The organism is Xanthomonas sp. JL1, from assembly GCF_038405005.1.
This window is the reverse complement of sequence record NZ_JBBYGR010000037.1, coordinates 32,309-49,826: the sequence shown is the minus strand read 5'-3', so window position 1 is coordinate 49,826 and position 17,518 is coordinate 32,309. Positions and strand designations below refer to the sequence as shown.

Here is a 17,518-nt window from a genome sequence, read left to right as displayed (position 1 = left end):
CGGCTCACTGGCGGCTCTCCTGCAACGGCGCGGGCTGCGCTGGCGCGGCGGCCGGCGCAGGCGCCAGTGCGGTCGGGATGCCGGCAGACACTTCGTCCACCGGGTCCGGCACCAGCGCCGGATCCAGATCGGCCGACTGCGGCTTGACCATGGGCTGGCCGGTCTTGCCGGCAGCCTGTGCGGCCAGCCATGACTGGATGTCGTCCGGCGGCACGTCCATCAAGCGCAGCGCGCCTTCCATCACCTTGTGGAACACCGGCGCCGACACCAGGCCGCCGTAGTACACCTTGCCCTGCGGATCGTTGATCACGATGACGGTGGCAAAGCGCGGGCGCGTGGCAGGTACCAGACCCGCGAACAGCGCGTTGTAATGCCCGCGCTCGTAGCCGCTGGCGCCGTTCTTGCGCGCGGTACCGGTCTTGCCGGCGACGTGATAGCCCAGGATCGCCGCGCCCTTGGCGCCGCCTTGGGTGACCACGGTTTCCATCATGTCGATGACCTGCCGCGCCACTTCCGGCGTGATCACCTGACGGGTTTCGTTGTGCTGGCCGCGCACGAAGGTGGGCGGGGTGAGCTTGCCGCCGTTGCCCAGCGTGGCGTACGCCTGCGCAATCTGCAGCGGCGTCACCGACAGGCCGTAGCCATACGACATCGTGGTCTTGGACGGGCCGCTCCAGCGTGCCGGCTGCAACACCACACCGGCCGATTCACCAGGAAATCCGCTATGCGGCGCACTGCCGTAACCGAAGTTGCGGATCGACTGATAGAAGGTCTGGTCCGGCACCTTGGCGGCGATCTTGGCCGCACCGATGTTCGAGCTGCGGGTGATCACGCCAGTGACATTGAGCACGCCGTTATTGTGTGGCACATCGCGAATGGTGAAGCGCCCCACCGACATGTAGCCGGGGTTGGTATCGATGACGGTGTCCTTGGTCACCACGCCGGCAGTCAGCGCGGTGGCCACGGTCAGCGGCTTCATCGTCGAACCCGGCTCGACCAGATCGGTGACCGCGCGGTTGCGGCGCGCCGACGGGTTGATGCCGGTGACCGAATTCGGGTTGTAGGTGGGCAGGTTGACCATCGCCAGCACTTCGCCAGTGGCCACGTCCATCACCACCATCGAACCGCCTGCTGCGTTGTTTTCGACCAGGGCGTTACGCAGTTCCTTGTAGGCCAGGAACTGGATGCGGCGGTCGATGCTCAGCGTCAGGTCCTTGCCCGGTTGCGCCGGACGCACCAGGTCCACGCTTTCCACGATGGCGCCTCGCGCATCGCGCACCACCTTCTTGGAACCGGGCTTGCCGCGCAGCCATTCGTCGAAGGCCAATTCAAGGCCCTCCTGCCCGCGGTCGTCGATGTTGGTGAAGCCCAGCACGTGGGCCATCGCTTCGCCTTGCGGATAGAAGCGACGGAACTCGCGCTGCGAGAACACGCCGGGAATTTTCAGATCGACAATCGCATGCGCCTTGTCCGGATTGATGCGGCGCTGCAGGTACATGAATTCCTTGCCGGCCTTCTGTGCCAGCTTGGCGTTCAATTCGTCCAGCGGCTGTCCGAGCGCCTTGGCCAGCTCGGGAATGCGGTCCGGGTTGCGCAGCAATTCCTGCGGATTAACCCAGATCGATTCCACCGGCGTGGACACCGCCAGCGGCTCGCCGTTGCGGTCGGTGATCATGCCGCGCGAGGTGGCGATAGGCAGTTCGCGCAAGTAACGCGCTTCGCCCTGACGCTGATAGAAATCGCGGTTGACCAGCTGCACGAACGCGGCGCGCCCGATCAACGTCACCGAGCACAAGCCCAAGGCGATGCCGACCAGGGTCAGGCGACCACGGAGATTGAAATTGCTGCGAGTGCGGTTACGGCCGGTTTTCATGGCGCCCATCCCTGTGCGCCACCCGGCGGGCAGCTTCGCTGTGCAAAACGGCTGTCCTGCCGTTTTGTCGTTGGCGCACATTCGTGTGCGCCACCCTGCGTGCTGCTTTGCTGTGCAAAACAGATGCTCTTCTGCTTTGTCATGGGCGTATCACCACGATGTCGTTGGTCTCCGGGAACTTCATCCCGATACGCGCACGCGCGACCTGATCGACCCGATTGCTTTCCGCCCACGTGGCCTGCTCCAGCTGCAGCCGGCCGAATTCGATATTCAACTCGTCGCGCGTGTGTTCGAGCTTGGACAACTGCACGAACAGCTTGCGATGCATGTGGCGCATGTACACGACACCGATCGCCGACGCGATGCTGCAGGCAAGCAGCACGAGGAGCAGCAGGCGGCTCATCGGGCGTCTCCTTGAGACGCCGGGATTGGGGATTGGGGATTGGGGATTCGCCCAGAGCGCCTCTCCAATCCCGAATCCCCAATCCCCAATTCCAACTTTTCAGCCACCCGCAGCACCGCGCTGCGGGCGCGTGGGTTGACGTTCAATTCGGCGTCGTCGGCCTTGATCGCGCCGCTCACCAATTGCAGCGTCGGCACGAACGGCTGCGCTTCGGGCAGGCGGCGATTGCTCGGCGGGGCCTTGGCGTAGCGGGCCATGAATTGTTTGACGATGCGATCTTCCAGCGAATGGAAGCTGATCACCGCCAGCCGGCCGCCGGGCTTGAGCGCGGCAAGCGCTGCATCCAGGCCGGTTTCCAGATCGTCGAGTTCGCGATTGATGTAGATGCGGATCGCCTGAAAGCTGCGTGTGGCCGGGTGGGTCTTGCTGTCGCCGCGCGGCATCACCGAGGCGATCAGATCGGCCAGTTGGGCGGTGCGCAGCAGCGGCTGTTCGGCGCGGCGCGCCACGATGGCGCGCGCGATGCGGCGGCTCTGGCGTTCTTCGCCATAGGTCCACAGCACATCGGCGATCTCGCGATCGGTCGCCTGCGCCAGCCACTGCGCCGCGCTCTGGCCGCTGTCCGGGTCCATGCGCATGTCCAGCGGGCCGTCCTTGCCGAAGCTGAAACCGCGCCCGGCCACCTCCAGCTGCGGCGAAGACACGCCCAGATCCAGCAGGATGCCGTCGACAGTGGCAGCGGCAACCACCTGACCGAGCCCGGCGAAACTACCGCGATGGATGGACACGCGCGCATCGCCACCGAACGTCTGTTCGGCCACTGCGATCGCTTCAGGGTCCTTGTCCATCACCAGCAGTCGACCTCCCGGGCCAAGGTGTTCCAGCACGCCGCGTGCGTGTCCGCCACGTCCGAACGTGCCATCGAGATAGGTTCCGTTTTCGGTCACTTGCAGGCCATCCAGAACCTGCGTGTAGAGCACCGGCACATGGGCCGCCGGCGGCTGCGACACCGGGTGACCGGGCTGCGCTTCACCGCGCATCCGGGCACCCCGGCTCACAACCTGAGATCGAGCAATTCATCGCCCAGATCCCCGTCAGACAATGTCTGCTGGATCAGTGCGCGATGTGCCTGCTCGCTCCAGAGTTCGAATTTGTCGCCCATACCCAGCAGCACGGCTTTTTTCTCGATGCCAACCGCATTGCGATGGCTGGCCGGGATGCTCAGACGGCCATTGGCGTCCAGCTCGAGCACGGCCGAAGAACCCACCAGTTTTTGCTGCAGCGTGCGGATCACGCGCTGGGTATTGGGCTTGGACATCACATCGTCGCGCACCCGTTCCCACTCCTTTTCCGCGTACAGCCACAGGCATCCGGCTTCGAACGGGTTGTAGGTGAGTACCAGGCGGTTGCCGCTGACACGCGTAACGAGGTCGCGGTATGCGGTTGGCACCGCCATACGCCCCTTGTCGTCCACCGTGATGGCAGTCTCGCCCTGAAACACCGAATGCAACCTCGAATACCCGCTGGGGGATCATTGAACCACGAAAAACCACAAAACACCTGGTTTTCCCTCCGTTGCCCACCTTAGCAGCGCATCAAAGGTTGTCAACAACTTTGAGGTCCATAAATCGCTAGTCGCATCAATGAGTTGCAGCACTCTTTAGAGACTTGTTCAAAGGTTATCCACAAGTTGCTGTTTCGTCTCAGATTTTGAGATTGAACGGAAATTCAGGGGCGTGAAGACCATGTAAACCCGACCCCAGTCTCACTTCACGCTGCGCCAGCGGCAGACCGCAACTGCGCAAACCGGCGACAATCGACGCCATGTGCCTGGTCGCTCTTGCCTGGAAAACCCATCCGCGCTGGTGCCTGCTGCTAGCCGGCAACCGCGATGAATTCCACGAACGCCCCACCGCGGCGCTGGCGCAGTGGGCGGCACCGGCAGAGAACGTGCTTGCGGGCCGCGACCTGCGCTCTGGCGGCAGCTGGGTGGGCCTGGGTCAGGACGGCCGCGCTGCGGTGGTCACCAACGTTCGCGCCCCGCTTGCCACCGCCTCGGGGCGCTCGCGCGGGAATCTGATTGCCGACTATCTGTCCGGCAGCCTGGGCGCTACCGCGTACGCCGACGCACTGGCCGGCGCCGCCCACGCGTTCCCACCCTTCAACTTCTTACTGTGCGACGCCGACCGCTGCGAGCACCTGAGCAATCACCCTTCGCTGGCGCGGCCACTGGCGGCGGGCATCCATGGCATGTCTAACGGACCGCTGGACGCGCTGTGGCCCAAAACCGCCGCACTGACCGAGGTGCTGCGCCACTGGTGCGCCCACGGCAATGAAGACCTTCAGCCACTGTGGGCTGCGTTGGGCAACCCGGCCATCGCCCCCGATGCTGCGCTACCGCAGACCGGCGTGGACCTGCCCATCGAACGCCTGCTCTCGGCCGCCTTCATCACCGGACCCAGCTACGGCACCCGCGCCAGCACCATCGTGGCGGTGGACGATCGAGGGCAGGGCTTTATCCATGAACGCCGTTTCGGCCCAAACGGGCTCTTCCAGGGCGAGACCCGGTTGGAGATCCCGGGAGCGCGTTGACACTCCAGGATCATGCGCATCGCATGCGCATAAGCCGGGCGCCAGCGCATGAACCGCTACTACGATGTTTCTGCGCAGAAGAAGCCGCTGAATCTGAACATCAACGCCGACCTGGCGGCGCAAGCCCGCACGCTGACCGGCAATCTCTCGGCAAAGGTCGAAGCGCTGCTGGCCGAGTACGTCACCAAGGAACGCGACAGCCACAGCGCAAGAGCGCTTGCGCTGCAACGCGCCGCGAGCGAATGGAAGGCCTTCACTGAGGCGCACGGCTCCTTCGCCGACGAGTTCTCCACACTTATTGACCGACCAGTTCGATGTCTACGCCAATGTCGGCCAGAACAAGAACATCCCGTACGTGGTCGTCGTTCAGTCGAAAATTTTCGACGCCGCACCACGCCGCGTCGTCATCCCCCTGGTCCGAAAGTCCACGCAGTCCCCGACCCCATCCCGCGTCACCCCGGAACTCACCGTGGCCGGCCACAGCGTCATCCTGCAACCGCTGGAAACGACTTCGGTGCCGCTGGCCGTGCTCAACAAACCTGCCGGCACATTGAAAGACCAGGGCCAACTCATCATCGACGCCCTGGAGGAGCTATTCACCCGCTCGTTCGGCTAGCGCCAAACGCAGTTGCAGGCATTTCGAATTGCGTGCCCCCATCCGCCCTTCGGGCACCTTCCCCCGCACGCGGTGGAAGGGAGTCGATCGCGTGGCGAGAGCCTCGACCAACTACCTACCTGCAAGCCCCCTTGAGTCAAGGGGGCGCGGCGACAGCCGCGGGGATGTGGCATGCCCGGAGCGGGACCCGCGTTTTGTACCGCCAACGGCGGTACGAAGCGTGGACACCTTCGAAGGGCGAACGCCCAAAGAAGGCGGCAGCGCGTGGCGAGAGCCTCGACCAACTACCTACCTGCAAGCCCCCTTGAGTCAAGGGGGAGCGGCGACAGCCGCGAGGACGTGGCATGCCCGGAGCGGGACCCGCGTTTTGTAACGCCAACGGCGGTACGAAGCGTGGGCGCCTTCGACGGGCGAACGCCCAAAGAAGGCGGCGGAGCCGGCCGATAAGCCGGGTTCTGTCGTGGACAGTCATTCGTCTAGGCGCTACGTCACCGCAGCGCTCAAGCAACCTACCCGGATCCAGCGCGGGCCACGCCAATGGATCCCTATTTGGTCTTGCTCCAGGTGGGGTTTGCCGTGCCGGTCCGTTACCGGACTCGCGGTGCGCTCTTACCGCACCATTTCACCCTTACCGGCTCCCCGAAAGGAACGTAGGCGGTATCTTTCTGTTGCACTGTCCGTCGGCTTGCGCCGCCCAGGCGTTACCTGGCACCTTGCCCTATGGAGCCCGGACTTTCCTCGGCACTCTTGCGAGTGACGCGACTGTCTGGCCGACTCCGCCGGGGCGCATTCTACGCTATCGCCACCATGCAGAACGGCACGGCGATTTCAAGCTTGCCATTGCCCCGTAGGAGCGCATCTGGGCGCGAGAAGCCGTACCGACCAACCACATTCGCCTCCAGGCACGGCCCTGCAACGGCAAGCCTAGCCGCCATACAAGGCCTTCCGCGGCGCGCCGGTCAGCTCGGCCGCGAGCTTGGCGGCGGTGGACGGCGGCAGGTGTTCGGCGAGCTTGGCGTAGACGCGGCGGCCTTCGGCGAGCTGGCCGTCGGCGGCATCGGCGGCACCTTGCACCATTACCACGAACTCGCCCTTGCGCTGGTTGTCGTCGGCTTCGACCTGGGCCTGCAGTTGCGCCAGGGTGCCGTCGAGTACGGTTTCGAACAGTTTGGTCAGCTCGCGGGCAATGACCGCCGGGCGTTCGTCGCCGAAGGCCAAGCGCAGGTCGGCCAGTGATTCGACGATGCGGTGCGACGATTCGTAGAACACCAGGGTACGGGTCTCGCCGGCCAGCCGCGTCAGGCGCTCGCGGCGGGCGGCGCTCTTTGCCGGCAGAAATCCTTCGAAGCCAAAACGGTCGCTGGGCAGGCCGGCGACGCTGAGCGCGGCAATCGCAGCACAGGCGCCGGGTACGGGGCTGACCTTGATGCCGGCGGCGCGGGCGGCGCGCACCAGCTTGAAGCCAGGGTCACTCACTAGCGGGGTGCCGGCGTCGCTGACGATGGCCAGCGATTCGCCCTCGCGCAGGCGTGCCACGATGCGTTCGGACATGGCCTCTTCGTTGTGGTCGTGCAGAGCCAGCAGTGGGCGGTCGATGCTGAAATGGCTGAGCAACTGGCGAGTGTGGCGGGTGTCCTCGGCGCAGATTGCGGCCACGCCACGCAGCACCTCCTGCGCGCGCGGCGACAGGTCGGCCAGGTTGCCGATCGGCGTGGCGACCACGTGCAGGGTTCCAGGGGACGTCATCAGCGGTTTTCCGGGGGCAAAGGGTAGAATCGTAGCGTTTTTAACAGTCCGCCCTGGCGGCCCCTGTCCAATGGATCTGAAATGAACAAGCGTGTTGCAAGGATCTCCGCCCTCTCGCTGATGGTGATGCTGGCCGCCGGTTGCGCCACCAGCAGCGTCACGCCGACCGCTTCGCCGACGCCGAGCGCGGCATTGGCGCTGCTGGACCAGAGCGAGCCGCGCGAAGCCGCGCAGCAGCTGGAAGCCGAAGCCGCCAGTGCCAGCGGAGTGCAGCGCAGCCGATTGCTGGCTGCGGCCGCGTTCGGTTGGCACGACGCTGGCGACGATGCGCGTGCCCGTACGTTGCTGGCGCAGGTCAACGCGCGCCAGCTGAGCGGCGAGGAACGCGCCCGCTTCGGGCTGCTCACCGGCGAGTTGGCGGTGATCGACAAGCAGAGTGTGCAGGCGTTACAGGCGCTGGGCGACAGCCCGCAGGGACTGACCCAGCCGCTGCAGACGCGTTGGTTTATGGCACGCACCGCCGCACTGGAAGCGACCGGCGACCTGTTCGGCGCGGCCGCCAACCGCGCGCGCGCCGATGCCAGCCTGACCGGCACCGCGCGCAGCGAGAACCAGCGCGCGATCGTGCGCCTGCTCGCCGCCCTCGACGACGCCACCCTCAAGGGCCGCACCGCCGCACTGCCGGCCGGCGACCCGCTGTACAACTTCGCTGGGCGCGCGTTGATCAGCCGCGGTCTGGGACTGCCGCGCGCGTTCGAGCGCGATGCGCAGTGGGGCTTCGACACCAGCAAGCGCCCGCCGGCCGAACGCGATGGCTACCGCCCACCGGTCAAGCTGGGTGTGCTGTTGCCGATCACCGGCAACCTGGCCACCGTCGCCGCGCCGGTGCGCGATGGCCTGCTGGCCGGCTACTACGCGGAAACCCGCCGTCGCCCGGAAGTGCAATTCTTCGACACCGCCGGCACGCCAGCCGGTGCCAATGCCGCCTATGACAAGGCCGTGAGTGCCGGGGTGGATTACGTGGTTGGCCCGTTGGGGCGCGACGAAGTCAGCGCGCTGTTCGCGCGCGGCCAGCTGGCGGTGCCGGTGCTGGCGCTCAACCGCCCCACCGACAACAAGGCCCCACCCAGCGGCAGCGCCGGGTTCTCGCTGGCGCCGGAAGACGACGGCATCATGGCCGCCGAATATCTGCTCTCGCGCGAACGCCGCAACGTGCTGATCGTCGGCACCAGCGACGACAACGGCAAGCGCACCATCAAGGCCTTCCGCGACCGCTTCACCGAACGCGGCGGCACCGTCGCCGGCAGCATCAGCGTGGCCGATGCGCCGGGCGATATCGGTGCGCAGTTGCGCAATTACGGCACGGCCGATGCGGTGTTCCTGGCAGTGCGCGGCAACACTGCACGTGCGCTGGCGCCGCAGCTGGCACTGGCCGGGTTCGCCGGCAAGTCGCGCGTGGGCACATCGCAGTTGGTGGCCGGCACCGGCAAGGTCGAAGACGATCTGGTGCTGGATGGCATCGTCTACCCGAGCGAAACGTGGACCGTCCTGGGCGTGTCCGGCCTGCCGGCAGTGAGCGAGGTGGCCAGCACCCTGCCCAGCGCACGCGGCCCGGCCGCCCGCCTGTTCGCATTCGGCTACGACGCCTGGAAGATCACTGCGTACCTGGAAAAACTCGCCACCGGCAGCGATGGCGGCCTGCACGGCGCCACCGGCACCTTGCACCTGGATGGCTTCGGCAATGTGCTGCGCACGCCGGCCTGGTCCACCTTCAGCGGTGGCCGTCCGACCCCGATCGCCGACGGCCGCTGAGGCCATGCCGGCAGCGCGTCAGCAGCGTGGTGCGGGGGTCGAAGCGGCCGCACGCGCATTGCTGGAGCAGGCCGGTCTGCGGTTGGTGGTCGGCAATGCCAACTACCGCGGCGGCGAACTGGATCTGGTGATGCGCGATGGGCAATCGCTGGTGTTTGTGGAAGTGCGCTACCGGCGCGACGATCGCTTCGGTGGCGGCGCGGCATCGGTGGACTGGCGCAAGCGCCGCAAGCTGGTGCTGGCTGCGCAGCTGTTTCTTGGCGCTCACCCCGCACTGGCAGCGCTGCCCTGCCGCTTCGATGTGGTCGATGCCAGCGGCGAACCGCCGGTATTGCACTGGATCCGCGACGCGTTCCGCGCCGACGATTGCTGACCGCCGCCGACGCGCACCCCGACGTTCCGATGCCAACCATCATGACCCACACTGCCGTGCCTCTGGCGCTGTGGTGCGCCAGTGAACGCAGGCGCATCTGGCCGCGCCTGCTCGTGGCCGGTGTCGTGGCCGCCATGGTGCCGGATGCCGATGTGTTGGCGTTCGCGCTGCATATTCCCTACGCCGATGCGTTCGGCCACCGTGGCGCCAGCCACTTGTTGTTGTTCGCCGCGTTGATGGCGTTGTTCGGCGCTGCGGCACATCGTCTGTTGCGAGCGGATGCCGTGCAGGCAGCTGTGCTTTTGTGCGTCTGCACCGCATCGCACCCGCTGCTGGATGCGATGACCTCCGGCGGCCTGGGCGTTGCGCTGGGTTGGCCGTGGAGCGGGACGCGCTGGTTCGCACCGTGGCGGCCGATCCGAGTGTCGCCGTTCGCGACCGGCTTCTTCAATGCGCACGGCCTGACCACGTTGCTCTCCGAGCTGCGCTGGGTCTGGTTGCCGCTCACCGTCGCCGTGCTGGGGTGGAAATGCATCCAGCGCGCGGCACCACAGGATCGCGTGTCATGACCGATGTACTTCCCACCGCACTTGCCGAGCTGTTGGCCGCGCGCCTGGATGCCGATGGCTGGTTGACCGGCGACGATGCGCGCCGCCGCTATGGCGAAGACGATTCGCGCCGCTGGGCATTGCCTGCTGCCGTCGCCTTGCCGCGCGACACCGATGACGTCGTGGCGATCGTGCAGGCGTGTCGCGCCTATGGCGTGCCGATCGTGGCGCGCGGCGCCGGCACCGGCACCACCGGCGCGGCAGTGCCATTTTCCGGCGGCGTGGTGCTGTCGATGGCGCGCATGAATCGCATCGTTGCGCTGCGACCGGAAGACCGCTGCGCAGTGGTGCAACCGGGCCTGCTCAATGGCGACTTGCAGCAGGCGCTGCAGCCGCATGGATTGTTCTGGCCACCGGATCCGTCCAGCGCGGAGATCTGCAGTATCGGCGGCAACTTATCCACCAACGCCGGTGGACCGCGCGCGGTGAAATACGGCGCCACCCGCGACAACGTACTCGGCCTGGTGGCGGTGACCGGCACCGGCGAAGTGATCCGCTGCGGCGGTGCGTACACCAAAAATTCCACCGGCTACGACCTGACGCATCTGTTGGTCGGCAGCGAAGGCACCTTGGCGATCATCATCGAGGCCACGTTGAAACTGACCCCGCGCGCAATCGCACAGGCCGGCTTGCGCGCGCTGTATCGCGATGCGTCCAGCGCCGCAGCGGCGGTGTCGCGGCTGATGGCGCAACCGACCACGCCGACCATGCTGGAATTCATGGATGCCAGCGCGATCGCACTGCTACGCCGCAACGGCAGCGACGTGCCCGACGCCGGCGCCATGCTGTTGATCGAAGCCGATGGCGATCACGACACACTGCCTTACGCATTGCAGGCCCTGCACGATGCCGCCGATGGCGAAGGCGTGCTGAGCCTGGACGTGGCCGCCGATGGCAGCGCACGCGACAAGTTGTGGGCGGCACGCCGCGCCCTGTCGCCGGCCTTGCGCACCATCAAACCCGGCAAGATCAACGAAGACGTGGTGGTGCCGGTGTCGCGCATTCCCGCACTGGTGGCCGGCGTGGAAGCGCTCGCTGCCGAATTCACATTGCCCATCGTCGCCTTCGGCCATGCCGGCAACGGCAACCTGCACGTCAACATCATGTACGACCCGGCCGATGCCGACGAAGATGCGCGTGCGCATGCCGCGCTGCCCCGTCTGTTTACGCTGGTGCTGGGACTGGAAGGCACGCTCTCCGGCGAACACGGCATCGGCGTGGCCAAACGCGATTTCATGGCACAGGCGTTCAGCGCATCCACGCTGGCGGCGATGCGTGCGATCAAGGCCGCACTGGACCCGGATGGGATCTTGAATCCTGGCAAGGTGTTGCCGCCCGCCTAGCGACGCGCTTGCCTCAGCGCGTCACCCCGATAAACCGCAGCCCCACGCCGGGTTCGGTGACGATGTAATGCGGGGCGGCGGCATCGTCCTGCAGTTTCTGGCGCAGTTTGCCGACCAGGATGCGCAGGTAGTGGGTGTCTTCTTCGTGGGTGGGGCCCCACAGTTCGCGCAGCAATTGCGGTTGGGTCACCACGCGGCCGGCGTGCTTGAGCAGCAGTGCGAGCAAGGCGTATTCCTTGCGGCTCAGCGGCACGGCTTCGCCGTTGAGGGTGACTTCGCGCAGGCCCAGATGGATGTGCAGGCGGCCATCGTCGAACACGCTTTCTTCCACCGTGCTGCCGGCACCGGCCTGACGCAGCAATACGCGGATGCGTGCCATCAATTCCTGCACGCCGAAGGGTTTGGTGACGTAATCGTTGGCGCCGGCATCGAGCGCGGCGACCTTTTCGGTTTCGCCGGCACGCACGGTGAGCATGATCACCGGCACGTTGGACCACTGACGAATCTCGCGCAGCATCTCGTGGCCGTCGCGGTCCGGCAGACCGATGTCCAGCACCACCAGTTCGGCGCCCTGCCCGGCCAGCAAGGCCATGCCTTCTTCGGCGGTGCCGGCCTGCAGCACGCGGTAGCCTTGCGCACGCAGGCTGATATCGAGAAAACGGCGGATCTGCGGCTCGTCGTCGACGATCAGCACACGGGCGGGCGGGATGGCAGTGAGGTCAGTCGGCATCGGGGCGAGGTGGCGCGGCGGGAACGAGCAACGGCAGCGTAATGCGAATTGTGGTGCCGTGACCATGCGCGCCTGCCAATGCCTCTACGCTGCCGCCGTGCGCGCCGATCATGCCCTGGCAGATGGCAAGGCCCAAGCCGGTGCCGTTGCGCCCACGGTCGCCGCGTTCCACGCTGTAGAACATGTCGAAGATGCGCGCGCGCTCGTCTTCGGGAATGCCCGGCCCCTGGTCGCCGATGTCGATCTGCAGCGCGCCGCTGCGCAGCGTCGCCTGCACGGTGACCGCGATGCCGGGCGGCGAGAACTTCGCCGCATTTTCCAGCACGTTGAAGATGGCCTGTTCCACCAGCGCCGGATGCACCCAGATCGCCGGCAGGTCGGCGGCCAGGTCCAGCTGCAGGCGCACGTCGGGCTGGTAACGCTGCAGGCGGCGGGTGGCCGAGCCGATCAATTCGTCCACGCCGATCCAGTCGCGATTCACGGTCAGCCCGGTGTGGCCAAGCCGGGTCATATCAAGCAGATTCTGGATGTAGCGATCCAGTCGCTCGCCTTCAAGCTGGATGGTGTCGAGCAGGCTGTGGCGATCGTGCGCGTCCATCGCATCGCCGTAGCTGGCCAGGCTGCTGGCCGAGCCGATCATCGAGGCCAGCGGCGAGCGCAAGTCGTGCGACACCGACGACAACAATGCCGAGCGCAGGCGCTCGGTTTCGCCACTCACACGTGCGCCTTCCAGATCGGCGACCAGGCGGGTGCGTAGCGCCGCCTGGCCGATGTCTTCCACCATCGCTTCGGCCAGGCGGCGTTGTTCCAGACCGGGCCGTTGCACGCCCTGACGAAAGCGCAACGCAGCGACGCCCAATGTACCGCGCTCATGGCGCACCGGCAGGCACCACCACTGCGCGCCGGCCAAGGTATCGGTGAAGCGGCCGGCGGGCTGGCCATGCCGCTGGGTCCAATCGGCGGCGCTGCGATCGAGCGCACCGAAGCTGGTGGGGGCATCGCTTTCGCGCTGCTCCAGGCGTAACCAGACGTCGGCATCCAGCGCAGTGGCCAGCGCGCGACGGCCGGCTTCCAGCACCTGGCCCAGATCGGCAGCGGTGCTGAGCTGGCGGGCAAGCGCCTGCAACACGTTGGCGTGCGCATTGGCTGCGCGCAAGGCCAGTACCTGGCTGCGCAAACGCGAGGCCAGCCGGCCGGCGACCAACGCGGCGATCAGGAACATGCACACCGTCACCACGCCCTGGCGCGCACTGATCTGCAAGGTGAAACGCGGTTCGATGAAAAAGAAGTTGTAGGCGACAAAACTCAGCAGTGCGGCGACCACCGCAGCGGCCATGCGCGTGCGCGAGGCCACCAACACCACCGCGACGATGAACACCATCGACAAGTCGTTGATGTCGGTCCAGCGTTGCAGCAACCACGCCACGCCCACCGCACCGGCTGCTGCAATCGCGGCGAACACCAGGTCGTATCGCTGCAGCCATTGGCGCGGATGACGCCAACGCTGACGCGCGCGTGCGCGCGCATCGGCGGAGCTGACGATGACCAGTTCGTAATGCGCGCCACGTTGCAACAATTGCTGGGTCAACGTGCGATTGAACATGCGTGCCAACGGGCGTTCGCGGGTACGCCCCAGCACCAGGGTGGAGATGCCGTTTTGCGCGGCGAAATCCAGCAAGGCGTCGGCGACGTTCGTCCCGTGCAGCAGCGAGGTGTCGCCACCGAGGCGACGCGTCAACGCGAACGCACGGTCGATCTCCAGCCGCCAGGCCGCATCGGTCACGGTGCGGGTCTGCACGGTGACTACCGTCCACGGTGCATCGCGCCGCTCCGACAGACGCCGCGCCACGCGCACCAGATAATCCGAGCTGCCACGGCCATCGATGGCTACCACCACGCGGCGTCGCAACGCGGCGGTGCCAGGCAAACCGCGCGCGGCCTGGGTGTCGCGCAGATCGCTGTCGACGCGGTCGGCAGCGGTCTGCATCGCCAGCTCGCGCAACGCGGTGAGATTGGATGGCGAGAAAAACGCCTGCAACGCCTGCGTGGCCTGCTCGGGCAGGTACACCTTGCCCTGTTGCAGGCGCTCGATCAGTTCGCGTGGCGGCAGATCGACCAGCACGATGTCGCGCAGGCGGTCGAACACGGCATCGGGCACGGTCTCGGACACGCGCACGCCGGTGATGCGCAGCACGATGTCGTTGAGGCTTTCCAGGTGCTGGATGTTGACCGTGGTATAGACGTCGATGCCGGCATCGAGCAACTCCACGATGTCTTGCCAGCGCCGCTCATGGCGGCTGCCGGGCACGTTGCGGTGCGCCAGCTCATCGATCAGGGCCAGCCGCGGTTTGCGTGCCAGCAATGCATCCAGATCGAGTTCTTCCAGCATGCGGCCCTGGTAACTCACGCGCGCGCGCGGCAGCAGCGGCAAACCCTCCAGCAACGCAGCGGTTTCGCTGCGCCCGTGCGTCTCCACCACACCGGCCACCACATCCATGCCCTGCCGCAGGCGCTCGCGCGCCCGCGACAACATGGCGTAGGTCTTGCCCACCCCCGGCGCGGCACCCAGGAACACCGTCAACCGCCCACCGTGTTCGCGCTGTAATTCGCCGATCAAGGCATCGGCTTGCTGGGTGCGGGCGTCGTTCATTCGGGCAATCGGGCAATCGGGAATCGCAGAGCGTACAGCTGCGTGATGATTCTAGTACGCTTGCTTCACACCATTGTCCCTTCCCGACTCCCCATTGCCGGCCTTATCCAGCGCCAGATTCAGGGCGAGCACGTTGACCCGCGGTTGCCCAAGCAGACCGAACTGTGGCGCTTCGGTCGCAGCTTGCACCAGTGCAGCAACGCGTTGCTCGGGCAAGCCGCGTGCGGCGGCCACGCGGCGGATCTGCACCTGTGCGCCGGCCGGGCTCAGGTGCGGGTCCAGGCCACTGCCGGATTGCGTCAGCAGCTCGCCCGGCACCGCCTCCGGGGCGATGCCGTCGCGTTTGGCCACTTGCGCACGGGTGGCAGCGATACGGGCCAGCAAATCGGGATTGGAGCGTGCCTGGTTACTGCCCGACGCGGCGGTGAGGTCGTACTTGGCGGCCGACGGACGCGGCTGAAAATAGCGCGCATCGGTAAACGGCTGCGCAACCAATGCCGAGCCGACAACGCGCGCATCGACACGCACCAGCGAACCGGTGGCTTGCTCGGAGAACAGTGCGCCGGTGATGCCGGTGGCGACCAGCGAGTAGGCCAGGCCCAGGCCGAACAGGGTGAATACCGCGAGCATCAGCGAACCGCGCAGGGCGCCGTCGTCGCGTAACGGCAAGGAAGAAGACATGGACATGATCTCAGAAGAAGAAAGGTGCATCACACGTGGCTCAGACACCGAAGACGGCGACCAGCACCAGATCGATCACTTTGATCGCAACGAACGGCAGCAACACGCCACCCACGCCGTAGATCAACATGTTTCGGCGCAACAGCGCGGTGGCGCTGGAAGGACGAAAACGGACGCCGCGCAATGCCAGCGGAATCAATGCCGGAATGATCAACGCATTGAAGATCAACGCCGCCAATACCGCATGGCGCGGGCTGGAGAGCTGCATCACGTTGAGCGCTGTCATCGACGGGATGGCGGCAGCAAACAGCGCCGGCAGGATCGCGAAGTATTTGGAAACGTCGTTGGCCAGCGAGAACGTGGTCAACGCACCGCGCGTAATCAACTGCTGTTTGCCCACTTCCACCACCGCCAGCAGCTTGGCCGGATCCGAATCCAGATCCACCATGTTGCCGGCTTCCTTGGCGGCTTGCGTGCCGGAGTTCATCGCCAGACCCACGTCGGCCTGCGCAAGCGCCGGTGCGTCGTTGGTGCCGTCGCCGACCATCGCCACCAACCGCCCGCCCGTCTGCTCGGCCCGGATGCGTGCCAGCTTGTCTTCCGGACGTGCCTGGGCGATGTAGTCGTCCACACCGGCTTCGGCAGCAATCGCGGCAGCGGTGAGCGGGTTGTCGCCGGTGATCATCACCGTCTTGATGCCCATCGCACGCAACTGCGCGAACTTTTCCTTGATGCCCTGCTTGACCACGTCGCTCAACTCGACCACACCGAGCACATGGCGGCCTTCGGCCACCACCAACGGTGTGGCGCCGCCACGCGCCACTTCTTCGATACGGCCCTGCAATTCGGGCGACACCGTGGCGCCCATGCCCTGCACATACGCCACGATCGAATCGCCGGCGCCCTTGCGGATGCTGCGCCCGCCAAGATCGACACCGGACATGCGCGTCTGTGCGGTGAACGCGATGAAATGCGCACCCTCGGCCTCCACTGCGACGGCACCTTGCTGACGCGCCAGCTTGACGATGGATTTCCCTTCCGGCGTCGGATCGGCCAGCGAGGCAAGCATGGCCGCATCGCGCAGTTGTGCGCGATCGACGCCAGCCAGGGGATGGAATGCGGTGGCCTGGCGGTCGCCATAGGTAATGGTGCCGGTCTTGTCGAGCAGCAGCACATCCACGTCGCCGGCCACTTCCACTGCCTTGCCGGATTTGGCCAACACATTGGCCGACAGCGCGCGGTTCATACCGGCGATACCAATTGCCGGCAACAGCCCGCCGATGGTGGTCGGGATCAGGCACACCAGCAACGCGATCAGCAGCAGCGGATCCAGCGTGACGCCGACAAAGCCCGCAATTGCCGGCAACGACGCCACCACGATCAAAAACGTCAGCGTCATCGCGGCCAGCAACAAGGTCAGCGCGATCTCGTTCGGCGTCTTCTGCCGATTGGCGCCTTCCACCAACGCGATCATGCGATCGAGAAAGCTGTGCCCCGGCTCGGCGGTGACCTTGAACACGATCTCGTCGGAGAGCACGCGCGTGCCACCGATGACGCCGCTGCGGTCGGTGCCGGCCTCGCGCAACACCGGTGCCGATTCACCGGTCACCGCTGCTTCGTTGATGGTGGCAACACCACGCACGATCTCGCCATCGGCCGGTACGAATTCGCCTTCGGACACCATGACGTAATCGCCCGGGCGCAGTTCTGCCGCCGGCACGCGGGTTTCGCGGCCACCCAGTGCGGTTTCCACCCGGCGTGCCACCAGGTCCTTGCGCGCCCGCCGCAACGAGGCGGCCTGGCCGCGGCCACGCGCCTCGGCAATGGCTTCGGCAAAATTGCCGAACAACACGGTGACGAACAAAATCGCCGTCACCGCCCAGCCGAAGCCGGCATGCGCATGCCCGCTGGCGGTGATCACCGCTGCCAGCACCGTGCCGCCCATCACCACCGCCATCACCGGGCTGCGCAACAGATGCCGCGGTGCCAACTTGCCGAAGGCAGCACGCATCGCCGCAACCAGTACGGCGGCATCGAACAACGCTGCGTCACCGCGCTCGCGTTTTTCAGTCGTATCGATCGTAGACATTG

At 66.2% G+C, this 17,518-nt stretch carries 15 protein-coding genes, 1 other RNA gene and 1 pseudogene; 7 read left to right on the top strand and 10 right to left on the bottom strand.

What is annotated here, in order from left to right; translation table 11 throughout:
* Positions 1-4 precede the first annotated feature (4 nt).
* The 4 genes from WJW29_RS07955 to mraZ form a co-directional block, all read right to left on the bottom strand.
* Complete coding sequence (locus tag WJW29_RS07955) at positions 5-1,873, bottom strand: penicillin-binding protein 2 (RefSeq protein ID WP_011409379.1); 1,869 nt, start codon at positions 1,871-1,873, stop codon at positions 5-7.
* A 139-nt stretch (positions 1,874-2,012) separates the two neighbouring features.
* Positions 2,013-2,276 carry a cell division protein FtsL gene (ftsL, locus tag WJW29_RS07950; RefSeq protein WP_011260236.1) on the bottom strand — a complete coding sequence of 88 codons (264 nt, stop codon included), beginning with the start codon at positions 2,274-2,276 and terminating at the stop codon, positions 2,013-2,015.
* A complete protein-coding gene (gene rsmH / locus WJW29_RS07945) occupies positions 2,273-3,316 on the bottom strand; it encodes a 16S rRNA (cytosine(1402)-N(4))-methyltransferase RsmH (RefSeq protein WP_113084370.1) in 1,044 nt (347 codons plus the stop codon). The genes ftsL and rsmH overlap by 4 nt, the downstream gene beginning before the upstream one ends.
* A 14-nt stretch (positions 3,317-3,330) precedes the next feature.
* The gene (mraZ, locus tag WJW29_RS07940) at positions 3,331-3,786 is read right to left on the bottom strand and encodes a division/cell wall cluster transcriptional repressor MraZ (RefSeq protein ID WP_011260238.1); all 456 of its coding nucleotides are present in this window, start codon (positions 3,784-3,786) and stop codon (positions 3,331-3,333) included.
* Between the two features lie 314 nt (positions 3,787-4,100).
* Here mraZ and WJW29_RS07935 point away from each other — a divergent pair, with 314 nt between their 5' ends.
* The 3 genes and pseudogenes from WJW29_RS07935 (at position 4,101) to WJW29_RS07925 (ending at position 5,484) form a co-directional block, all read left to right on the top strand.
* Positions 4,101-4,868 carry an NRDE family protein gene (locus tag WJW29_RS07935; protein WP_011260239.1) on the top strand — a complete coding sequence of 256 codons (768 nt, stop codon included), beginning with the start codon at positions 4,101-4,103 and terminating at the stop codon, positions 4,866-4,868.
* Positions 4,869-4,916: 48 nt separating this feature from the next.
* Positions 4,917-5,165, top strand: a pseudogene (locus WJW29_RS07930) (type II toxin-antitoxin system CcdA family antitoxin); the annotation flags it as partial.
* Between the two features lies 1 nt (position 5,166).
* Complete coding sequence (locus WJW29_RS07925) at positions 5,167-5,484, top strand: CcdB family protein (protein WP_024710422.1); 318 nt, start codon at positions 5,167-5,169, stop codon at positions 5,482-5,484.
* Between the two features lie 428 nt (positions 5,485-5,912).
* Here WJW29_RS07925 and rnpB read toward each other — a convergent pair.
* Both rnpB and rsmI read right to left on the bottom strand, forming a co-directional pair.
* Positions 5,913-6,262, bottom strand: an RNA gene (rnpB, locus tag WJW29_RS07920) — RNase P RNA component class A.
* A gap of 146 nt (positions 6,263-6,408) precedes the next feature.
* The gene (rsmI, locus tag WJW29_RS07915) at positions 6,409-7,230 is read right to left on the bottom strand and encodes a 16S rRNA (cytidine(1402)-2'-O)-methyltransferase (RefSeq protein WP_011260241.1); all 822 of its coding nucleotides are present in this window, start codon (positions 7,228-7,230) and stop codon (positions 6,409-6,411) included.
* 120 nt (positions 7,231-7,350) lie between these two features.
* On the opposite strand from rsmI, the gene WJW29_RS07910 reads away from it, so the two are divergent.
* The 4 genes from WJW29_RS07910 to WJW29_RS07895 are packed head-to-tail and all read left to right on the top strand — an operon-like array spanning position 7,351 to position 11,366.
* A complete protein-coding gene (locus WJW29_RS07910) occupies positions 7,351-9,042 on the top strand; it encodes a penicillin-binding protein activator (RefSeq protein WP_027703224.1) in 1,692 nt (563 codons plus the stop codon).
* Positions 9,043-9,046: 4 nt separating this feature from the next.
* Positions 9,047-9,415 (top strand): YraN family protein, encoded by a 369-nt coding sequence (locus WJW29_RS07905; protein WP_011409386.1) that lies wholly within the window; start codon positions 9,047-9,049, stop codon positions 9,413-9,415.
* 29 nt (positions 9,416-9,444) lie between these two features.
* Entirely contained in the window at positions 9,445-9,984 is a 540-nt protein-coding gene (locus tag WJW29_RS07900) for a metal-dependent hydrolase (RefSeq protein WP_011409387.1), read from the top strand.
* Entirely contained in the window at positions 9,981-11,366 is a 1,386-nt protein-coding gene (locus WJW29_RS07895; RefSeq protein ID WP_012444181.1) for an FAD-linked oxidase C-terminal domain-containing protein, read from the top strand. Before WJW29_RS07900 ends, WJW29_RS07895 begins: the two co-directional genes overlap by 4 nt.
* Before the next feature lie 13 nt (positions 11,367-11,379).
* On the opposite strand, the gene WJW29_RS07890 is transcribed toward WJW29_RS07895, so the two are convergent.
* From WJW29_RS07890 to kdpB, 4 genes are read right to left on the bottom strand one after another with little or no spacing between them, the layout of a single operon-like run.
* Positions 11,380-12,096: a response regulator gene (locus tag WJW29_RS07890; protein ID WP_011409389.1), complete on the bottom strand. Its 717-nt coding sequence runs from the start codon at positions 12,094-12,096 to the stop codon at positions 11,380-11,382.
* Positions 12,086-14,746: a sensor histidine kinase KdpD gene (locus WJW29_RS07885; protein WP_011260247.1), complete on the bottom strand. Its 2,661-nt coding sequence runs from the start codon at positions 14,744-14,746 to the stop codon at positions 12,086-12,088. The genes WJW29_RS07890 and WJW29_RS07885 overlap by 11 nt, the downstream gene beginning before the upstream one ends.
* 51 nt (positions 14,747-14,797) lie before the next feature.
* Entirely contained in the window at positions 14,798-15,427 is a 630-nt protein-coding gene (gene kdpC / locus WJW29_RS07880; protein WP_011409390.1) for a potassium-transporting ATPase subunit KdpC, read from the bottom strand.
* 40 nt (positions 15,428-15,467) lie between these two features.
* Entirely contained in the window at positions 15,468-17,516 is a 2,049-nt protein-coding gene (gene kdpB, locus WJW29_RS07875) for a potassium-transporting ATPase subunit KdpB (RefSeq protein ID WP_011260249.1), read from the bottom strand.
* Between the last annotated feature and the right edge of the window lie 2 nt (positions 17,517-17,518).